Origin of the sequence: Elioraea tepidiphila DSM 17972 (assembly GCF_000378465.1) — a bacterium.
In the GTDB taxonomy this organism is placed as follows: Bacteria; Pseudomonadota; Alphaproteobacteria; order Acetobacterales; family Acetobacteraceae; genus Elioraea; species Elioraea tepidiphila.
The window spans coordinates 62097-76922 of record NZ_KB899934.1 but is presented as its reverse complement, the minus strand read 5'-3'; the positions used below and the strand labels follow the sequence as shown (position 1 = coordinate 76922).

Here is a 14826-nt window from a genome sequence, read left to right as displayed (position 1 = left end):
TCGGCAGTCACAAGGGCGTCGCCGTCCGCCGCGCCATCCGCGCCACCGGCGCCCACCTGCTGTCCCTGCCGCCCTACAGCCCGGACCTGAACCCGATCGAGATGATGTTCGCCAAGCTCAAGACCCTGCTGCGAAAGGCCGACGAGCGATCCATCGCCACCGTATGGCACCGCATCGGCGCCCTGCTCGGCGAGTTCTCACCCACCGAATGCGCCAACTACTTCCGGCACGCAGGCTATGCTTCACCGTAAATGGATCAGGCTCTAGAGCAGATCGCCCACGGCTGGACTCAGCCGTGTGCGTGAAGATGCCCGCGGGGAATGACCAGAGCGGTTTGCACTCATGGGGAAACCGCCCAGGGCGCGCGGCCCGCGGCGATCCACCAGCCCGGCTGCGCGGCGCGCAGCACGCGCGCGGCATCGGAAGCGGCCGCGTCGTCGTCGAACAGCGCGAAGCAGGTCGCACCGGAGCCGCTCATCCGCGCGAGCCGCGCGCCCGGCAGGGCGCTGAGCGCGTCGAGCACCGTCGCGATCGGCGGGCAGAGCGCGATCGCCGCCGGCTCCAGCGCGTTGCGGCTGCGCGCGAGGTCGCGCGCCATCGTCGCCGCGTCGGGCCAGGACCCGGGCAGCACGGCCGGTGCGTCGAAGCCGCCACGGCGCGCGGCGAACACCGTGGCGGTCGCGAGCGCGACGCCGGGATTGGCGAGCAGCAGCCCGAATCGCGGCAGCCTCGGCGCTGCGGCGATGCGCTCGCCGATCCCGCCTATCCGCGCCGGCTGCCCGTGCACGCAGACCGGAACGTCCGCGCCGAGCCCGGCGCCGAGTGCGGCGAGCCGGTGCGCGCCGAGGCCGAGTCCCCACAGCCGATCGAGCGCGCGCAGCGCCGCGGCCGCATCCGCCGACCCGCCGCCGATCCCGGAGGCGACCGGCAGCGCCTTGGTCAGCGTCAGCCGCGCCCCGCGCGTCGAGCCGGTCGCCGCGGCGAGGGCCCGCGCCGCGCGCAGCACCAGATTGTCCGCCCCCGCGAGGGCGCCGGCGAACGGACCATCGACCGCGAGTGACATCGTCTCGTCCGGTTCGGCGCGCAGCGTGTCGGCGGGTGCGGCGAACACCACCAAGCTGTCGAGCGTGTGATAGCCGTCCGGGCGCCGGTCGAGGACGTGCAGGAACAGGTTGACCTTGGCGTGCGCCGCCTCGGTGACGCTCACGCTCAGCGCGGGGTGGCGGGCGCCTCGCCGGGGCCGGTGCCGGCGGCGACATTCGCCGGCGGCAGCACGAGGCCGTCGCGCAGCTTGGCTTCGATCCTGGGGATCTCCTCGGGCTCCGGGCTCAGGGTGAGCGCGCGGCGCCACTGGAACTGCGCCTCGTTCTGGCGCCCGACCATCCAGTAGGCGTCGCCCAGATGGTCGTTGATCACCGGATCGCGCGGCACCAGTTCCACGGCGCGTTCGAGCCAGCGCACCGCACCCCGGTAGTCGCCCATGCGGAACAGCACCCAACCGAGCGAGTCGATGATGTGGCCGTCATGCGGGCGGAGTTCTACCGCGCGCTCGATCATGCGCTTCGCACGCGCGAGCTCGCGGCCCTGATCCGCCCAGGTGTAGCCGAGATAGTTCAGCACATAGGGCTGGTCGGGCGAGAGCTCGAGCGCCTTGAGGAAGTCGGCCTCGGCGCGCGGCCAGTCCTTCGAGCGCTCATGGGCGATGCCGCGGGCGTAGTAGAGCGTCCATTGCCGCCGCTCGGGCGGGCCGAGGCGTTCCACCGCGCGGTCATAAGCGCGCGCGGCCTCGGCGAAGCGCTGCCGGCCGCGCAGGATGTCGCCCAGCCGGGCGAGCGGCTCCGCCCGGGTCGGATCGTCGGCGGCAAGAGCCTCCAGCTCGCCGATCGCAGCCTCCGTGCGGTCGAGCCGGTCGAGCACCATCGAGAGTCGCACGCGCGCCGCCGGCGCATAGGGGCTGTCGCGGCGGACGCGCGCCAGCATCCCGGCCGCCGCCTCGTAGCGCCGGTCGGTCTCCAGCAGGTCGGCGACCATCAGCTTCGCGGCCGGGAAGTCCGGCCGCAGCAGAAGGGCCACGCGCAGCAGCAGCAGGGCGAACTCGCTCGCCTCCTGCTGGCGCAGCGCCCCGCCGAGGGCCAGCAGCGCCTCGGCCATGCCGTCGGCGGCCGTGCCGACCGGCCGGCGCTCGAGGTCGCGCAGCAGCCGCGCCTCGACCATGGCGATGTCGTCGGAGGCGGCGGCGATCTCGGCGAGGAGGCGCCGCGCGTCCTCGAGCCGGCCCTGGCGCGCGGCGAAGCTTGCCTGGATCTCGGCCGCGCGCAGGCTCGCCCCGCTCTCGGCGGCGGCGATGCCGTACCAGCGCTCGGCCTCGCGCGGCCGGTCGGCGAGATCGGCGATCAGCCCGGCATGCAGCGCGAAGGCGCCGCGGAACCGCGCCCCGTCGGCCAGCGGGCGGAGCGTGGCCAGGGCCTGCTCCCAATGCCCACGCCCGGCCTGGGCCCAGGCGAGCAGCAGCGGCTGGAGGAGCTGTCCCGCCCCCTGGCGCGGCAGGGCGCGCAGCCGCTGCTCGACCTGATCGAACCGTCCGTCGCGAGCCTCCTCGGCGGCCACCACCAGGCTCGGCAGCAGGGCGCCGGGCTGCTGCGCCAGCACCCGCCGGGCAAGCGCGGCCGGGTCGCGCCCATCCGCCAGCGCGGCGTGGAACGCGCGCGTCAGCAGCTCGGGGTTGCCCGGATCGGTCTGGAGCGCGCGGTCGAAGAACTGCGCCGCTGCCGCCGTGTCGGTCTCGCCGGCCGCGAAACGGCCGGCGAGGTAATTGCCGAACGCGCCGGTCGGCTGGAACCGGCCTTCGCGGACCGGCAGCGGCCCCGAGCTGCCGGCGGGCAGGCCGGAGGCGCAGGCCGCCAGCAGCACCAGCGGCAGCATCGCGACGCGGGAGAGCGCGCGGGGCGGGAGGACCCGGACGGGCATCGACGCAGAGTATCGCAGTGCGGCAAGCCGCGCCATGGAAAGCCGGGTCCGCGAGACCTCACATCGAGGCATAGACCGGCCCGCCGCCACCCTCGGGCGTGACCCAGGTGATGTTCTGCTTCGGGTCCTTGATGTCGCAGGTCTTGCAGTGCACGCAGTTCTGCGCGTTGACCACGAGCCGCGGCTGTCCCTCCTCGACGCCGACGAACTCGTAGACCCCGGCCGGGCAGTAGCGCGCCTCGGGCCCGCCATAGCGGGCGAGGTTGTGCGCGACCGCGACGGCCGGGTCGGCGAGGCGCAGATGGCTCGGCTGGTCCTCCTCGTGGTTGGTGTTGGAGAGGAAAACCGAGGAGAGCCGGTCGAAGGTGAGCACGCCGTCGGGCTTCGGGTAGTCGATGCGCGGGGCGGCCGAGGCCTCCTTCAGGCTCTCGTGGTCGGGGTGGTGGCCGAAGGTCCAGGGCGCGCGGCCGCGCAGCAGATAGGTGTCGAGCCCGGCATAGGCGAGCCCGCCCCAGAGGCCGAACTTCGCGAAGGCGGGACGGATGTTGCGCGCGCGTGCGAGCTCCTCGCGCACCCAGGAGCGTTCGAGCGCGGAAGGATACGCCTCCAGCACGTCGGGCCTGGCGCCGACGAGCGCCTCGACCACCGCCTCGGCCGCGAGCATGCCGGACTTCATCGCCGTGTGGCTGCCCTTGATCTTCGGCACGTTGAGGAATCCCGCGCCGCAGCCGATCAGCGCGCCGCCGGGGAACACGAGCCGGGGGATCGCCTGCAACCCGCCCTCGTTCAGCGCCCGCGCGCCGTAGGCGATGCGCTTCGCGCCCTCGAAGAAGGGTCGGATGGCAGGGTGCGTCTTGAAGCGCTGCGTCTCCTCGAAGGGCGAGAGCCACGGGTTCGGGTAGTCGAGCCCGACCACGAAGCCGTAGGACATCAGGTTCTCGCCCCAGTGGTAGAGGAACGAGCCGCCATAGGTGTCGGAGGCGAGCGGCCAGCCGATCGTGTGCAGGATCAGCCCGGGCTGGTGCGTCGACTTCGGCACCTCCCAGAGCTCCTTGATGCCGATCGCGTAGGTCTGCGGCTGGCGGCCCTCGCGCAGCGCGAACCTGCGCTCCAACTGCTTCGTCAGGCTGCCGCGGCAGCCCTCGGCGAACAGCGTGTAGGTGGCGCGCAGCTCCATGCCCGGCTGGTAGGAGGGCTTCCGCGTGCCGTCCCTGGCGATGCCCATGTCGCCGGTGGCGACACCGACCACGCGGTCGCCCTCGAACAGGATCTCGGCGGCGGCGAAGCCCGGATAGATCTCCACCCCCAGCGCCTCGGCCTGGGCGCCGAGCCAGCGGCAGACCTGGCCGAGCGAGACGATCCAGTTGCCGCTGTTGTGCATCTGCGGCGGCGTCGGCATCCGGAACGCGCGCGTCGCCGTGAGATAGAGGAAGCGGTCCTCGCGCGCCGGCGTCTCGATCGGCGCGCCGAGCGCCTGCCAGTCCGGCAGCAGCTCGTCGAGCGCGCGCGGCTCCAGCACCGCGCCCGAGAGGATGTGCGCGCCGACCTCCGCGCCCTTCTCCAGAACGCAGACGCTGATCTCGCGCCCGGCCGAGCCGGCGGCCTGCTTCAGCCGGATCGCGGCGGCGAGCCCGGCGGGCCCGGCCCCCACGATCACCACGTCGAACTCCATCGCCTCGCGCTGCATGCGGTCCCCCATGGCTCCGCGCCAGAGATAGAGGCATCCTGCCCGCCACGCGAGAGCATGGGGAGCGGGGAGTGGAAGCGGCGATGCGCTCCGAGCTGAAAGCCGCGCTGGCGTTGCAGCTCGCCTGGGGTGCGGACGAGGCGCTGGAGGAGACGGTCCAGGACCGGCTGGCCGAGGCTCCGCCGCGCCTGACCGAGCCGCCGGCGCGCGCCGTGCCCGCGGTGGCGGCGCCCCCGGTGGCAGCGCCCGCCACAGGCGCGGTCGCCCGTGCCGAGGCGGCGGCCGAGGCGGCGGACTCGCTCGCCGCGCTGCGCGCGGCGCTGGCCGCCTTCGACGGCTGCGCGCTGCGCGACACGGCGACCCACCTGGTCTTTGCGGATGGCGATCCTTCCGCGCCCGTGATGCTGATCGGCGAGGGGCCGGGCGCGGAGGAGGATCGCGAGGGCCTGCCCTTCGTCGGCCCGTCCGGGCGGCTGCTCGACCGCATGCTCGCGAGCATCGGGCTGTCGCGGAAGGCGGGCGATGTCTACATCACCAACGTGCTGCCCTGGCGGCCGCCCGGCAACCGCAACCCGACCGACGCCGAGGTGGCGGTCTGCCTGCCGTTCCTGAAGCGACACATTGCCCTGGCGCGACCGAAGCTCATCGTCCTGCTCGGCGGCGTGCCGGCGCGCGGGCTGCTCGGCGCGCGCGAGGGCATCACCCGGCTGCGCGGACGCTGGCGCGAGCTCGATGGTCCGGGCCTCGATGCGCCGATCCCGACCCTGCCGACGCTCCATCCGGCCTATCTGCTGCGCAACCCTGGCGCGAAACGCGACGCCTGGAACGACCTCTTGGCGTTACGGAGGCGGCTCGATTCCATCCTGCCACAGATGCGGCAGAACTAAGGCACACGAGGAACGCACGCGAGCCTGTTGATCCTGCGAGGGCCATCTCGCAGCGCGGGATTCGTCCCGCATATCGGCGTGGACGAGATGGTTGACGCTCGGTTAACGCAGACCTCGCCATGCAAGGAACCGAGGGAGCATGGGGCCGCGGGCACACCGCGGGCCTGATCTGGGGGGCGGCATTCCTGGCACTGGTCGGCCTGTCGGGCACGGCTCGCGGGCAGGACCAGATGGCCTTCGCGGTGCCTCGTCCGACCCTGGGCGGTGTGTCCGGCCTGCCGAGCGTGCTCGGCCCGGCCGACGCCGCGCTCTATCGCCGCATCTTCACGGCCCAGGAGGCGGGCAGGTTTGCGGCCGCGGATGCCGATATCGCCCGCCTGTCCGACCGGCTGCTGATGGGTCACGTGGTCGCCGACCGGCTGCTCGGCCCGCACACGCGCGCGCGACCCGAGGACCTGTCGGCCTGGCTCGAGGCCTATGCCGACCACCCGGACGCGCCGCGCATCCACCGCCTGCTGAGCCTGCGCGCGCCGCGCGGCACTGTGCTCCCGACCCTGGTTGAGCCGAACGAACTGCCGGCCGCCGAGACCCCCCCCGAGGAGATCGAGGCCGGCACGCGCGCCTTCGTGCGCAGCGCGGTGCTCGACCGGACCGTGCGCCAGCACCTGCGCGCGGAGGAATTCCCGCGCGCGGTCGCCGCGATCCGCGCCGCCGGCCGCATCGACCCCGCCTACGCGGCGAGCCTGCGCGCCGAGGTCGCGCGCGCGCTGTTCCTGCGCGGACAGGACGAGCAGGCGCTGCGCGAGGCGCAGGAGGCAATCCGTGCTTCGCCGCACGTGGCCGAGGCGCAGTGGTTCGCCGGCCTCGCCTCGTGGCGGCTCGGCCGGATCGAGGCGGCGCGCCGGCACTTCGAGGCCACCGCGCGGGCCGAGATCGGCTCCTCGGCACGGCGCGCCGCGGGCGCGTTCTGGGCGGCGCGCGCGGCACTCCGCCAGCGCGACCACCGCAATTACGTGCCCTGGCTGCTCGAGGCGGCGCAGTCCTCGCGCAGCTTCTACGGGCTGCTCGCGCGCCGCGCGCTCGGCATTCCCGGCGGCTTCGCCTGGGAGCGCGATACGCTGGGCGAGAACGAGGCCGCGCTGCTGGCCGAGACCGCGCAGGGGCTGCGCGCGCTCGCCCTCATCCAGATCGGCCAGACCGAGCGCGCGGAGGCGGAACTGCGCCGCCTCGCGGTCGCGGCGCCGGACAATCCGGCGCTCGCGCGCGCGCTGCTGGTGGTGACCAGCCAGTCCGGCATGGCCGAGCTCGCGATGCGAATCGCCCCGCTGGTCGAGAGCCGCGACGGCCGGCCGCGCGACTACGCCCGCTTCCCGCTGCCGCATTGGCGGCCCGACGAGAGTGTGGCCGATCCGGCGCTGGTGATCGGCATGGCGCGGGTGGAGAGCAACTTCGACGCCGCGGCGATCAGCCGCGCGGGCGCGCGCGGCGTGATGCAGATCATGCCGCTGACCGCGAGCTACGTCGCCGGCCGACCCGAGCTCGCCGGGCGGCAGCGCCACCGGCTGCACGACACCGACCTCAACCTCGAGATCGGCGGCCGCTACATCGCCTATCTCGCGCGCCACCCCGAGGTGAACGGCGACCTGCTGCGGCTGATCGCCGCCTACAACGCGGGGCCAGGCAATGTCGCGCGCTGGAACGGGTCGATGTCGTACGGGAACGATCCGCTGCTGTTCCTGGAGACCATCCCGATCCACGAGACCCGCGCCTATGTGCAGCGCGTGCTCGCGTTCAGCTGGATCTACGCCTCGCGCCTGGGCCGGCCCGCGCCGTCGCTCGACGCTCTCGCCGCCGGGCGCTGGCCGCGCTACCATGGGCCCGAGGAGATCAACGCCCGGGATCCCGGCCGCAGCGCGCGCCTGAACTGAGCCGCGCCGCGTCCGCTTCCGGCCCAGGGAACGGGTTCATGGCACGGATCGACGAGAGCCGCCCCTTCATCGCCGTCAACATCGCCGTCCTGACCATCTCGGACACGCGCACGCCGGCGACCGACACCTCGGGCGACACGCTGGCGGAGCGGATCCAGGGTGCAGGGCACCGCGTCGTCGCGCGCAGCATCGTGCGCGACGAGGTCGCGGCGATCGAGGCGCATCTGCGCGACTGGATCGCCGATGCCGGGATCGACGTGATCATCACCACCGGCGGCACCGGCATCACCGGCCGCGACGTCACGCCGGAGGCGTTCGAGCGCGTGCTCGAGAAGCGGATCGAGGGCTTCGGCGAGCTGTTCCGGATGCTGAGCTACCAGAAGGTCGGCTCGTCCACCATCCAGTCGCGCGCGATCGGCGGCGTGGCGCAGGGCACCTACCTGTTCGCCCTGCCCGGCTCGCCCTCGGCCTGTCGCGACGCCTGGGACGACATCCTGCGCTTCCAGCTCGACAGCCGCCACCGGCCCTGCAACCTGGTCGAACTGATGCCCAGGCTGCAGGAGCACATGAAGGCGGCGGAATAGGCGCCGCTGCGCCAGCGGGTCATTCCGCGAGCGCGCGCATCTCCGCGTACAGGTCCGACTTCCCCTCGAAGCCGATCCCGGGCAGGTCGGGCAGGGTGACGTGGCCGTGCTCCACCCGCACGCCGTCGGGGAATCCGCCATAGGGCTGGAACAGGTCCGGGTAGCTCTCGTTGCCGCCGAGCCCGAGCCCCGCCGCGATCATCAGCGACATCTGATGCCCCCCGTGCGGGATGCAGCGCCGCCACGACCAGCCGCATTCGGTCAGCACGGCGAGGGTGCGCTGGTACTCGCAGAGCCCGTAGGAGAGCGCGCAGTCGAACTGCAGCCAGTCGCGATCCGGGCGCATCCCGCCATAGCGCAGCAGGTTGCGCGCGTCCTGATGGCTGAACAGGTTCTCGCCCGTCGCCATCGGTCCCGGATGGAACTGGGCGAGAGTCGCCTGCAGGTGGAAGTCGAGCGGGTCGCCCGCCTCCTCGTACCAGAACAGCGGATAGTCGGAGAGCGCCTTGGCGTAGGCGATCGCGGTCTCGAGGTCGAAACGGCCATTCGCGTCCACCGCGAGCTCGGCCTTGCCGTCGAGCTCGGCCAGCACCGCCTCGATCCGCGCGCGATCCTCGGCGAGCGAGGCCCCGCCGATCTTCATCTTCACCACCGTGTAGCCGCGGTCGAGGTAGCTGCGCATCTCGGCGCGCAGCGCCGAATTGTCCTTGCCCGGATAGTAGTAGCCGCCGGCCGCATAGACGAACACGCGCGGATCGGCCTCGCGGCCGTGTCGTTCCGCGAGCAGCCGGAACAGCGGCTTGCCCGCGATCTTCGCCACCGCATCCCAGATCGCCATGTCGAGCGTGCCGACGGCGACCGAGCGCTCGCCATGTCCGCCCGGCTTCTCGTTGGTCATCATCGCCGCCCAGCAGCGGTCGGGGTCGAGATTCTCGCCCGAGGCATCGAGCAGCGAGGCCGGGTCGGCGTTCAAGAGGCGCGGGGCGAAGCGCTCGCGGATCAGCCCGCCCTGGCCGTAGCGGCCGTTCGAGTTGAAGCCGTAGCCGACCACGCGCTTGCCGTCGCGGACCACGTCGGTGACCACCGCGACCAGCGAGGTGGTCATCTGCGAGAAGTCGATATAGGCGTTGCGGATCGCCGAGCCGATCGGCCGGGTGCGTTCCTCGACCGCGACGATGCGGGGGCCATGCGGTGTCTCCTTGAGTCGGTGGGCGGATGGCCTTACAGCGATGCGCCGCCGCAGACCAGGATCTGCTGGCCGGTGATCGCGCCGGCCTCGGCCGAGAGCAGGAAGGCCGTGAGCGCCGCGACCTCCTCGGGGCGGATGAAGCGGCCGATCGGCGGCAGCCTGGGCGCGACGCCGGAGCGCGAAGGATCGGCGAGCATCGGCGTGTCGGTGGCGGCGGGCGCGATCACGTTCACGGTGATGCGGCGCGGCGCGAGCTCGGCGGCCCAGGAGCGCGCGAGCCCGACCAGCGCGGCCTTGCTCGCTGCGTACTGGCTCCGCCCCGCCGCACCCGAAGCGGTGCGGCTGCCGACCAGCACGATCCGCCCGCCTTCCGGCAACCGTGGCGCGAGCGCGTCGGCCAGCATCGCCGCGACTTCGACATGCAGCCGGAACATCAGCGCTCCCGACTCCGCGTCGAGCGCGCCGAGCGGGGCGACGCGCAGCACACCGGCGGCGTGCACCACGGCCGTGATGCCGTCGAGCCCCGCCAGCACCGCGCGCAGCCGTGCGGAATCGGTCAGGTCGAGGCGGTAATGGGCGTAGCCATCCCCATGCTCCGGCGCCGGGGCGAGATCGAGGCCGGTGACGCGCCATCCATCCGCCAGCAGCCGCGCGGCGATCGCCGCGCCGATCCCCGAACTCGCCCCGGTCACCAGCGCATGCATCAGGCCGGCTTGAAGTTGACCGAGGCGAGGAGCTCGCGCGCGCGCTTCTCCTCCGAGACCATGAAGGCGCGCGCCTCGTCGGCGCTCTCGATCACGGGCTCGACCAGCCGCGAGGTGAGCCACTGGCGCGTCTCGGCCTCGCGCATCGCATCCGCCATCAGCGCGTTGATGCGGCCCTTGATCTCGGCCGAGGTGCCCTTCGGCGCCCAGATCCCGTACCAGGAGTTGAACACGAAATCGCCGAGGCCGGACTCGCCCATGGTTGGCAGCTCGGGCGCGAGTTCGGAGCGCCGCGCCGAGGCGATACCGAGCGCCTTGGCGCGCCCCGCCTGCGCGGCCGGCAGCAGCGCGAAGGCCGGATCGATCAGCAGCTGCACATTGCCCGCCATGATGTCGGTCAGCGCGGGCTGGGTGCCGCGATAGGGCGCCATCTCGACATTCGCGCCGCTCCGGCGGTTGAACTCGATCGTGGCGAGGTGCCCGGCCGAACCGACCGAGGTGATCGCGAAGGTCCACTCGGCGGGCTTGGCCTTCGCCTCGGCGATGACTTCGGCGATCGTGGTCTGCGGCCGGCCGGGCGTCATCACCATCACCAGCGGCGCGATGCCGGTGCGCGCGACCACGTCGAGATCCGACATCGGATCGAACGGCAGGTTTGGCGTGACCAGATGCAGCACGACCGTGTTGAAGGCCGAGGCCAGCAGCGTGTAGCCGTCATTCGCCGACTGCACGACGTGGCTCGTGCCGACCACGCCGTTGCCGCCCACACGGTTCTCGACCACCGCGGTCGCGCCGAGCTTGTCCTGGAGCCGTTGCGCCAGCATCCGCCCGAGCAGGTCGTTCACCGCGCCGGGCGGGAAGGGCACGATCACGCGGATGGTGCGGCCGTGCGGCCAGCCCTGCTGGGCGCGGATCGCGGGCGCGGCGAGCGTGGCCGCGCCGGCGGCAAGCAGTGTGCGTCGGAGCATGGTCGTTTCTCCCTGGTTGGTCGATGCTACTCGGCCGCTGCGCGTGCGAGCACGCCGGCGGCATCCAGCGCGGCGCGGATCGTCTCGATCTCCGCCGCATTCGGGGCGTGGGTCGGCGGCCGCACGGTGTCGTTGCGCAGGATCCCGGCGAACTTCATCGCCGTCTTCATGCGCGCATGCGCCTCGCCGGTCGGCTCCCCGCCGCCATAGACGGCATCCTTCACCGGATCGATCAGCGCCTGCACCGCCATCGCGCGCTTGAGATCGCCGGCCTTCACCGCGCTCAGCAGGTCGTGGATCAGCCCTGGGATCAGCGAGGCGAAGCCGACGAGCGCGCCGTCGATCCCCTGCACCATCGAGGCGAGCAGGTACTCGTCGTGGCAGGTGAGCAGCGCGCAGGACGGATCGGCCGCGCGGATCGCCTTCAGGTCGGCGGCATACTTGTTCATCTCGCGCGTGCCGATCTTGAACGCGTGCACGAACGGCAGGCGGGCGAGCTCGGCGAGCAGGGCGGAGGGGAACGACGCCTTGGTCCAGGCGGGATAGACATGCACGATCAGGCCGAGGCCGGTGGCCTCGCCGATCGCGGTGAAGTAGTCGATCACCTGGTCGGGGCGGAAGCCGAAGCGCAGCCAGTGATGCGGCGGCATGATGTCGAGCGCCTGCGCGCCCGCCTCCTTCGCCGCCACCGCCTGCTCGACCGCGTCGCGGATGCCCTCGCAGACGATCGAGGAGATCACCGGGCGGATGCCGCGCGTGGCCTCCGCGGCGATGCGCGTGACCTCGATGCGCTCGCGCGGGGTGAGCGAGAACACCTCGCCGGTGTGGCCGTTGGTCATCAGCGCGACGATGCCGGGCTGGCGCGCGAGCCAGCGCGCGAAGCGAGCGAGCTCCTCGGCGTCGATCGCGTGGTCGTCGCGGAACGGGCAGGCGATCGCGGGAATGATGCCATGATAGTCGAGGCGCGCGGTCATGGGCTGGGTCTCCTCGTGCGCGGTGTGTTGGCGATCGGCGGGCGCGGCGGTGCGGCGGTGCCGCCGGCGGCTTCGAGGCCACGCGAGAGCGCGCGCGCAGCCGCGATCAGCGGCGGGCCCGCCCGACGCAGGTAGTCCTCGGCGCTCATGCGCAGCGCCGGGGCGGCGACGCTGATGCCGCCCAAGGGCACGCCATCGGCATCGCGCAGCGGGCAGGCGAGCACGCGCAGGCCGGGCACGGTCTCCTGGTCGGAGAACGCGATGCCGTCCGCGCGCACGCGATCGAGGAGCGCGAGCAGGGCATCACGATCCGTCACGGTCGCCTCGGTGAGCTTCTCGCGCGGGCGCGCCTCAAGCACCGCGATCTGGGTCTCGCGCGGCAGATAGGCGAGGATCGCGCGGCCGATCGCGGAGGAATAGACCGGGACGCGGCTGCCGATGCGGACATCGACGCCGAGCCGGGCGATGCCGGCCTGGATGCGTTCGATATAGACCACGTCGGCACCGTCGAGCACACCGATCGAGGCGGCCTCGTTCAGCTCGCCGACGAGATCGCGCAGGATCGGCCGGGCCTGCATGCGCAGATCGGCGCGCGCGATCGCGTTGAAGCCGAGATCGAGGCAGCGCAGCGTGAGGCGGAAGCGCCGCGTGCCCGGCACGCGCGCGACATAGCCGAGCATCACCAGCGTGTTGAGGAATCGGAAGGCGGTGGCGTTGTCGACGCCGGCCGCGCGCGCGACCTCGGCGAGGGTGAGCTCGTCGCGTTCGGCGGTGAAGGCGTGCAGGACGGCGAAGCCCTTGGCGAGCGAGCGGACGAGATTCTTCTCGGCCGGATCGGCAGGCTGGGGCTCGTCGCCAAAGTTCGGATAGCGAACTTTTGTTTGGACCATGCAGACGCATACGCCCGTCGCCGGATGGCGTCAAGCGGGTTCGTTCCGGGCCCGGGGATCAGTACAGCCGGGTCAGCAGCCGCGGCGGCACGCCGGCGAACCAGAGCGCCAGGATCGCGAGGTTGCGTGCCGACCGCCACCGATAGCCGTCGCGCTGGTAGCGTTCCGCCGAGGTGAGCGCGTCGGCATCGAGCAGCCGCAGCCGGGCGGGGCCGATCCGGCGCACCAGATCGACGTCTTCCATCAGCGGCAGGGGTCGCACGCCGCCCACCGCATCGAGCAGCGCGCGCGAGATCAACAGGCCCTGGTCGCCATAGGGCAGGGCGAGCACGCGGCAGCGCCACGCGACCACGCGTTCGAGGCGGCGCGCCGCGCGGGAGTCGTCGTCCAGGCGCAGGCGGAAGTATCCCGCCCGATCGGGTTCGCACGCGATATGCTTGGCCACCGCCGCCTGCCAGTCGGGGCCGAGCCGCGTGTCGGCATGCAGCAGCAGCAGCCAGGGCGAGGCGGCGGCCGCCACGCCGGCGGCAAGCTGGCTGCCACGCCCGCGCGGTGCTGCAACCACGCGGCAGCCGCGTTCTGCCGCGCGCTCGGCCGTGCCGTCGTCGGACCCGCCGTCCACGACGATCACCTCGCGTGGACCGCCGCCGAGCGAATCGAGCGTCGCCGGCAGCGTCGCGGCCGCATTCAGTGTCGGGATGACCACGGCGAGGTCCATGCGAGGCGGCAGGCTGCCCGATCGCCCGTCGCCGGGCCATGGCCCGCGCCGGGTGTTCGTGTTTTGTTCTTGACGACTCCGCCGCCGCCGCCGCACCATTCCGCCACACGGAGGGACCGCGATGGACGACCTGGCGTTGGCCGACTGGCCCGAGACGGAAACCGCCGAACCGCCGGCGCTCGCCCCCGGCCCGCGCAAGGGCCGCGGCGCGATCGGCAATCCCGCCTGCCGCTTCGACCCCACGCGGTCCGAGCCGGTCGATGACGGCTGGGGCACGCTGGCCGAGGAGTTCGCCGAACCGCCGCCGCTCGAGACCACGCTGACGCGCGATGCCACGCGCAGCATCATCGCCTGGAACGACAGTCCCGATATCGGCTTCGACCGCGCGGTGAACCCGTATCGCGGCTGCGAGCACGGCTGCGTCTACTGCTATGCGCGGCCGAGCCATGCCTATCTCGGCCTCTCGCCGGGCCTCGATTTCGAAACGAAGCTGCTGTTCAAGCCCGAGGCGGCGGCGCTGCTGGCGAAGGAGATCGCCAGGCCCGGCTATGCTGCCCGGCCGATCGCGCTCGGGTCGAACACCGATCCGTATCAGCCGGTCGAACGGCAGCTCCGCATCACGCGGTCGATCCTGGAGGTGCTGGCCGAGGCCGCGCATCCCTGCACGATCGTGACGAAATCGGCGCTGGTGCTGCGCGACCTCGACCTGCTGACCGGCATGGCGTCGCGGCGGCTGGTGCGGGTGTGCATCTCGGTCACCACGCTGGACCGGCGGCTCGCGCGGGTGATGGAGCCGCGCGCGGCCACGCCGGCGCGGCGGTTGCAGGCGATCGAGGCGCTCGCGCGCGCGGGGGTGCCGACGGGCGTGATGGCCGCGCCGATGATCCCGGGCCTGAACGACGCCGAGATGGAGTCGATCCTGGCCGCCGCGTCACGCGCCGGTGCGACGGCTGCCAGCTATGTGCTGCTGCGCCTGCCGCATGAGCTGCGCGCGTTGTTCACCGAGTGGCTGCACGCCCATTATCCCGAGCGGGCCGCGCATGTGCTGTCGCTGATCCGCCAGACGCGCGGCGGCGCGCTGAACGACCCTCGCTTCGGCAGCCGGTTCAGCGGCGTCGGGGTCTATGCCGACATGCTGGCGAAGCGGTTCGCGATCGCCGCGCGGCGGTTCGGGCTCGACGAGCCCATGGCCGGTCTCGACTGCTCGCGGTTCGCGCCGCCGCGTCGCCATGCCGAGGAGCGGCAGTTGGCCCTGCTGTAGGAGATCGGGGGCCGCAAGGCCCCCCAGGTGCAGGGGGGTGTGGGGGGACCAGCGTGGTCCCCCCACACC

Annotated in this window: 14 protein-coding genes; 5 read left to right on the top strand and 9 right to left on the bottom strand. The window is 72.8% G+C overall.

Annotation, left to right across the window (positions count from 1 at the left end):
• The coding region (locus tag F563_RS0117520; RefSeq protein ID WP_019015993.1) for a transposase at nucleotides 1-251 on the top strand (251 nt) is incomplete at its 5' end.
• An 89-nt stretch (nucleotides 252-340) separates the two neighbouring features.
• Here F563_RS0117520 and F563_RS0117515 read toward each other — a convergent pair.
• Genes F563_RS0117515 through F563_RS0117505 form a run of 3 tightly spaced genes read right to left on the bottom strand, consistent with a single transcriptional unit; the run spans nucleotide 341 to nucleotide 4666 of the window.
• A complete protein-coding gene (locus F563_RS0117515) occupies nucleotides 341-1207 on the bottom strand; it encodes a 4-(cytidine 5'-diphospho)-2-C-methyl-D-erythritol kinase (RefSeq protein ID WP_019015992.1) in 867 nt (288 codons plus the stop codon).
• 2 nt (nucleotides 1208-1209) lie between these two features.
• On the bottom strand, nucleotides 1210-2967 hold the full coding sequence (locus F563_RS23125; RefSeq protein ID WP_019015991.1) for a tetratricopeptide repeat protein: 1758 nt from the start codon (nucleotides 2965-2967) through the stop codon (nucleotides 1210-1212).
• Nucleotides 2968-3025: 58 nt separating this feature from the next.
• The gene (locus tag F563_RS0117505) at nucleotides 3026-4666 is read right to left on the bottom strand and encodes an electron transfer flavoprotein-ubiquinone oxidoreductase (protein ID WP_019015990.1); all 1641 of its coding nucleotides are present in this window, start codon (nucleotides 4664-4666) and stop codon (nucleotides 3026-3028) included.
• Between the two features lie 59 nt (nucleotides 4667-4725).
• Here F563_RS0117505 and F563_RS0117500 point away from each other — a divergent pair, with 59 nt between their 5' ends.
• The 3 genes from F563_RS0117500 to moaB all read left to right on the top strand — a co-directional run bounded on the left by F563_RS0117500 (nucleotide 4726) and on the right by moaB (nucleotide 8053).
• Nucleotides 4726-5541, top strand: coding sequence for a uracil-DNA glycosylase (locus F563_RS0117500; protein WP_019015989.1), 816 nt, complete (start codon nucleotides 4726-4728; stop codon nucleotides 5539-5541).
• A 119-nt stretch (nucleotides 5542-5660) separates the two neighbouring features.
• Nucleotides 5661-7469: a lytic transglycosylase domain-containing protein gene (locus tag F563_RS23120; RefSeq protein WP_019015988.1), complete on the top strand. Its 1809-nt coding sequence runs from the start codon at nucleotides 5661-5663 to the stop codon at nucleotides 7467-7469.
• A 38-nt stretch (nucleotides 7470-7507) separates the two neighbouring features.
• Complete coding sequence (moaB, locus tag F563_RS0117490) at nucleotides 7508-8053, top strand: molybdenum cofactor biosynthesis protein B (protein ID WP_019015987.1); 546 nt, start codon at nucleotides 7508-7510, stop codon at nucleotides 8051-8053.
• A gap of 19 nt (nucleotides 8054-8072) precedes the next feature.
• On the opposite strand, the gene F563_RS0117485 is transcribed toward moaB, so the two are convergent.
• The 6 genes from F563_RS0117485 to F563_RS0117460 form a co-directional block, all read right to left on the bottom strand.
• Nucleotides 8073-9158, bottom strand: a complete 1086-nt coding sequence (locus F563_RS0117485) for a mandelate racemase/muconate lactonizing enzyme family protein (RefSeq protein WP_019015986.1) — start codon at nucleotides 9156-9158, stop codon at nucleotides 8073-8075.
• Nucleotides 9159-9274: 116 nt separating this feature from the next.
• Nucleotides 9275-9946, bottom strand: coding sequence for an SDR family NAD(P)-dependent oxidoreductase (locus F563_RS0117480; RefSeq protein ID WP_019015985.1), 672 nt, complete (start codon nucleotides 9944-9946; stop codon nucleotides 9275-9277).
• On the bottom strand, nucleotides 9946-10914 hold the full coding sequence (locus tag F563_RS0117475) for a Bug family tripartite tricarboxylate transporter substrate binding protein (protein ID WP_019015984.1): 969 nt from the start codon (nucleotides 10912-10914) through the stop codon (nucleotides 9946-9948). Before F563_RS0117475 ends, F563_RS0117480 begins: the two co-directional genes overlap by 1 nt.
• A gap of 26 nt (nucleotides 10915-10940) precedes the next feature.
• On the bottom strand, nucleotides 10941-11888 hold the full coding sequence (locus F563_RS0117470) for a dihydrodipicolinate synthase family protein (RefSeq protein WP_019015983.1): 948 nt from the start codon (nucleotides 11886-11888) through the stop codon (nucleotides 10941-10943).
• Complete coding sequence (locus F563_RS0117465; protein ID WP_019015982.1) at nucleotides 11885-12778, bottom strand: IclR family transcriptional regulator; 894 nt, start codon at nucleotides 12776-12778, stop codon at nucleotides 11885-11887. The genes F563_RS0117470 and F563_RS0117465 overlap by 4 nt, the downstream gene beginning before the upstream one ends.
• Nucleotides 12779-12836: 58 nt before the next feature.
• Nucleotides 12837-13496, bottom strand: coding sequence for a TIGR04283 family arsenosugar biosynthesis glycosyltransferase (locus tag F563_RS0117460; RefSeq protein WP_019015981.1), 660 nt, complete (start codon nucleotides 13494-13496; stop codon nucleotides 12837-12839).
• A gap of 121 nt (nucleotides 13497-13617) precedes the next feature.
• On the opposite strand from F563_RS0117460, the gene F563_RS0117455 reads away from it, so the two are divergent.
• A complete protein-coding gene (locus tag F563_RS0117455) occupies nucleotides 13618-14757 on the top strand; it encodes a PA0069 family radical SAM protein (RefSeq protein WP_019015980.1) in 1140 nt (379 codons plus the stop codon).
• Nucleotides 14758-14826: the final 69 nt, after the last annotated feature.

Bases quoted from the DNA above. Each gene is read 5' to 3' on its own strand.
- F563_RS23125 (WP_019015991.1), bottom strand. From the start codon at position 2,967: ATGCCCGTCCGGGTCCTCCCGCCCCGCGCGCTCTCCCGCGTCGCGATG.
- F563_RS0117505 (WP_019015990.1), bottom strand. From the start codon at position 4,666: ATGGGGGACCGCATGCAGCGCGAGGCGATGGAGTTCGACGTGGTGATC.
- F563_RS23120 (WP_019015988.1), top strand. From the start codon at position 5,661: ATGCAAGGAACCGAGGGAGCATGGGGCCGCGGGCACACCGCGGGCCTG.
- moaB (WP_019015987.1), top strand. From the start codon at position 7,508: ATGGCACGGATCGACGAGAGCCGCCCCTTCATCGCCGTCAACATCGCC.
- F563_RS0117485 (WP_019015986.1), bottom strand. From the start codon at position 9,158: ATGACCACCTCGCTGGTCGCGGTGGTCACCGACGTGGTCCGCGACGGC.
- F563_RS0117480 (WP_019015985.1), bottom strand. From the start codon at position 9,946: ATGCATGCGCTGGTGACCGGGGCGAGTTCGGGGATCGGCGCGGCGATC.
- F563_RS0117475 (WP_019015984.1), bottom strand. From the start codon at position 10,914: ATGCTCCGACGCACACTGCTTGCCGCCGGCGCGGCCACGCTCGCCGCG.
- F563_RS0117470 (WP_019015983.1), bottom strand. From the start codon at position 11,888: ATGACCGCGCGCCTCGACTATCATGGCATCATTCCCGCGATCGCCTGC.
- F563_RS0117465 (WP_019015982.1), bottom strand. From the start codon at position 12,778: ATGGTCCAAACAAAAGTTCGCTATCCGAACTTTGGCGACGAGCCCCAG.
- F563_RS0117460 (WP_019015981.1), bottom strand. From the start codon at position 13,496: ATGGACCTCGCCGTGGTCATCCCGACACTGAATGCGGCCGCGACGCTG.
- F563_RS0117455 (WP_019015980.1), top strand. From the start codon at position 13,618: ATGGACGACCTGGCGTTGGCCGACTGGCCCGAGACGGAAACCGCCGAA.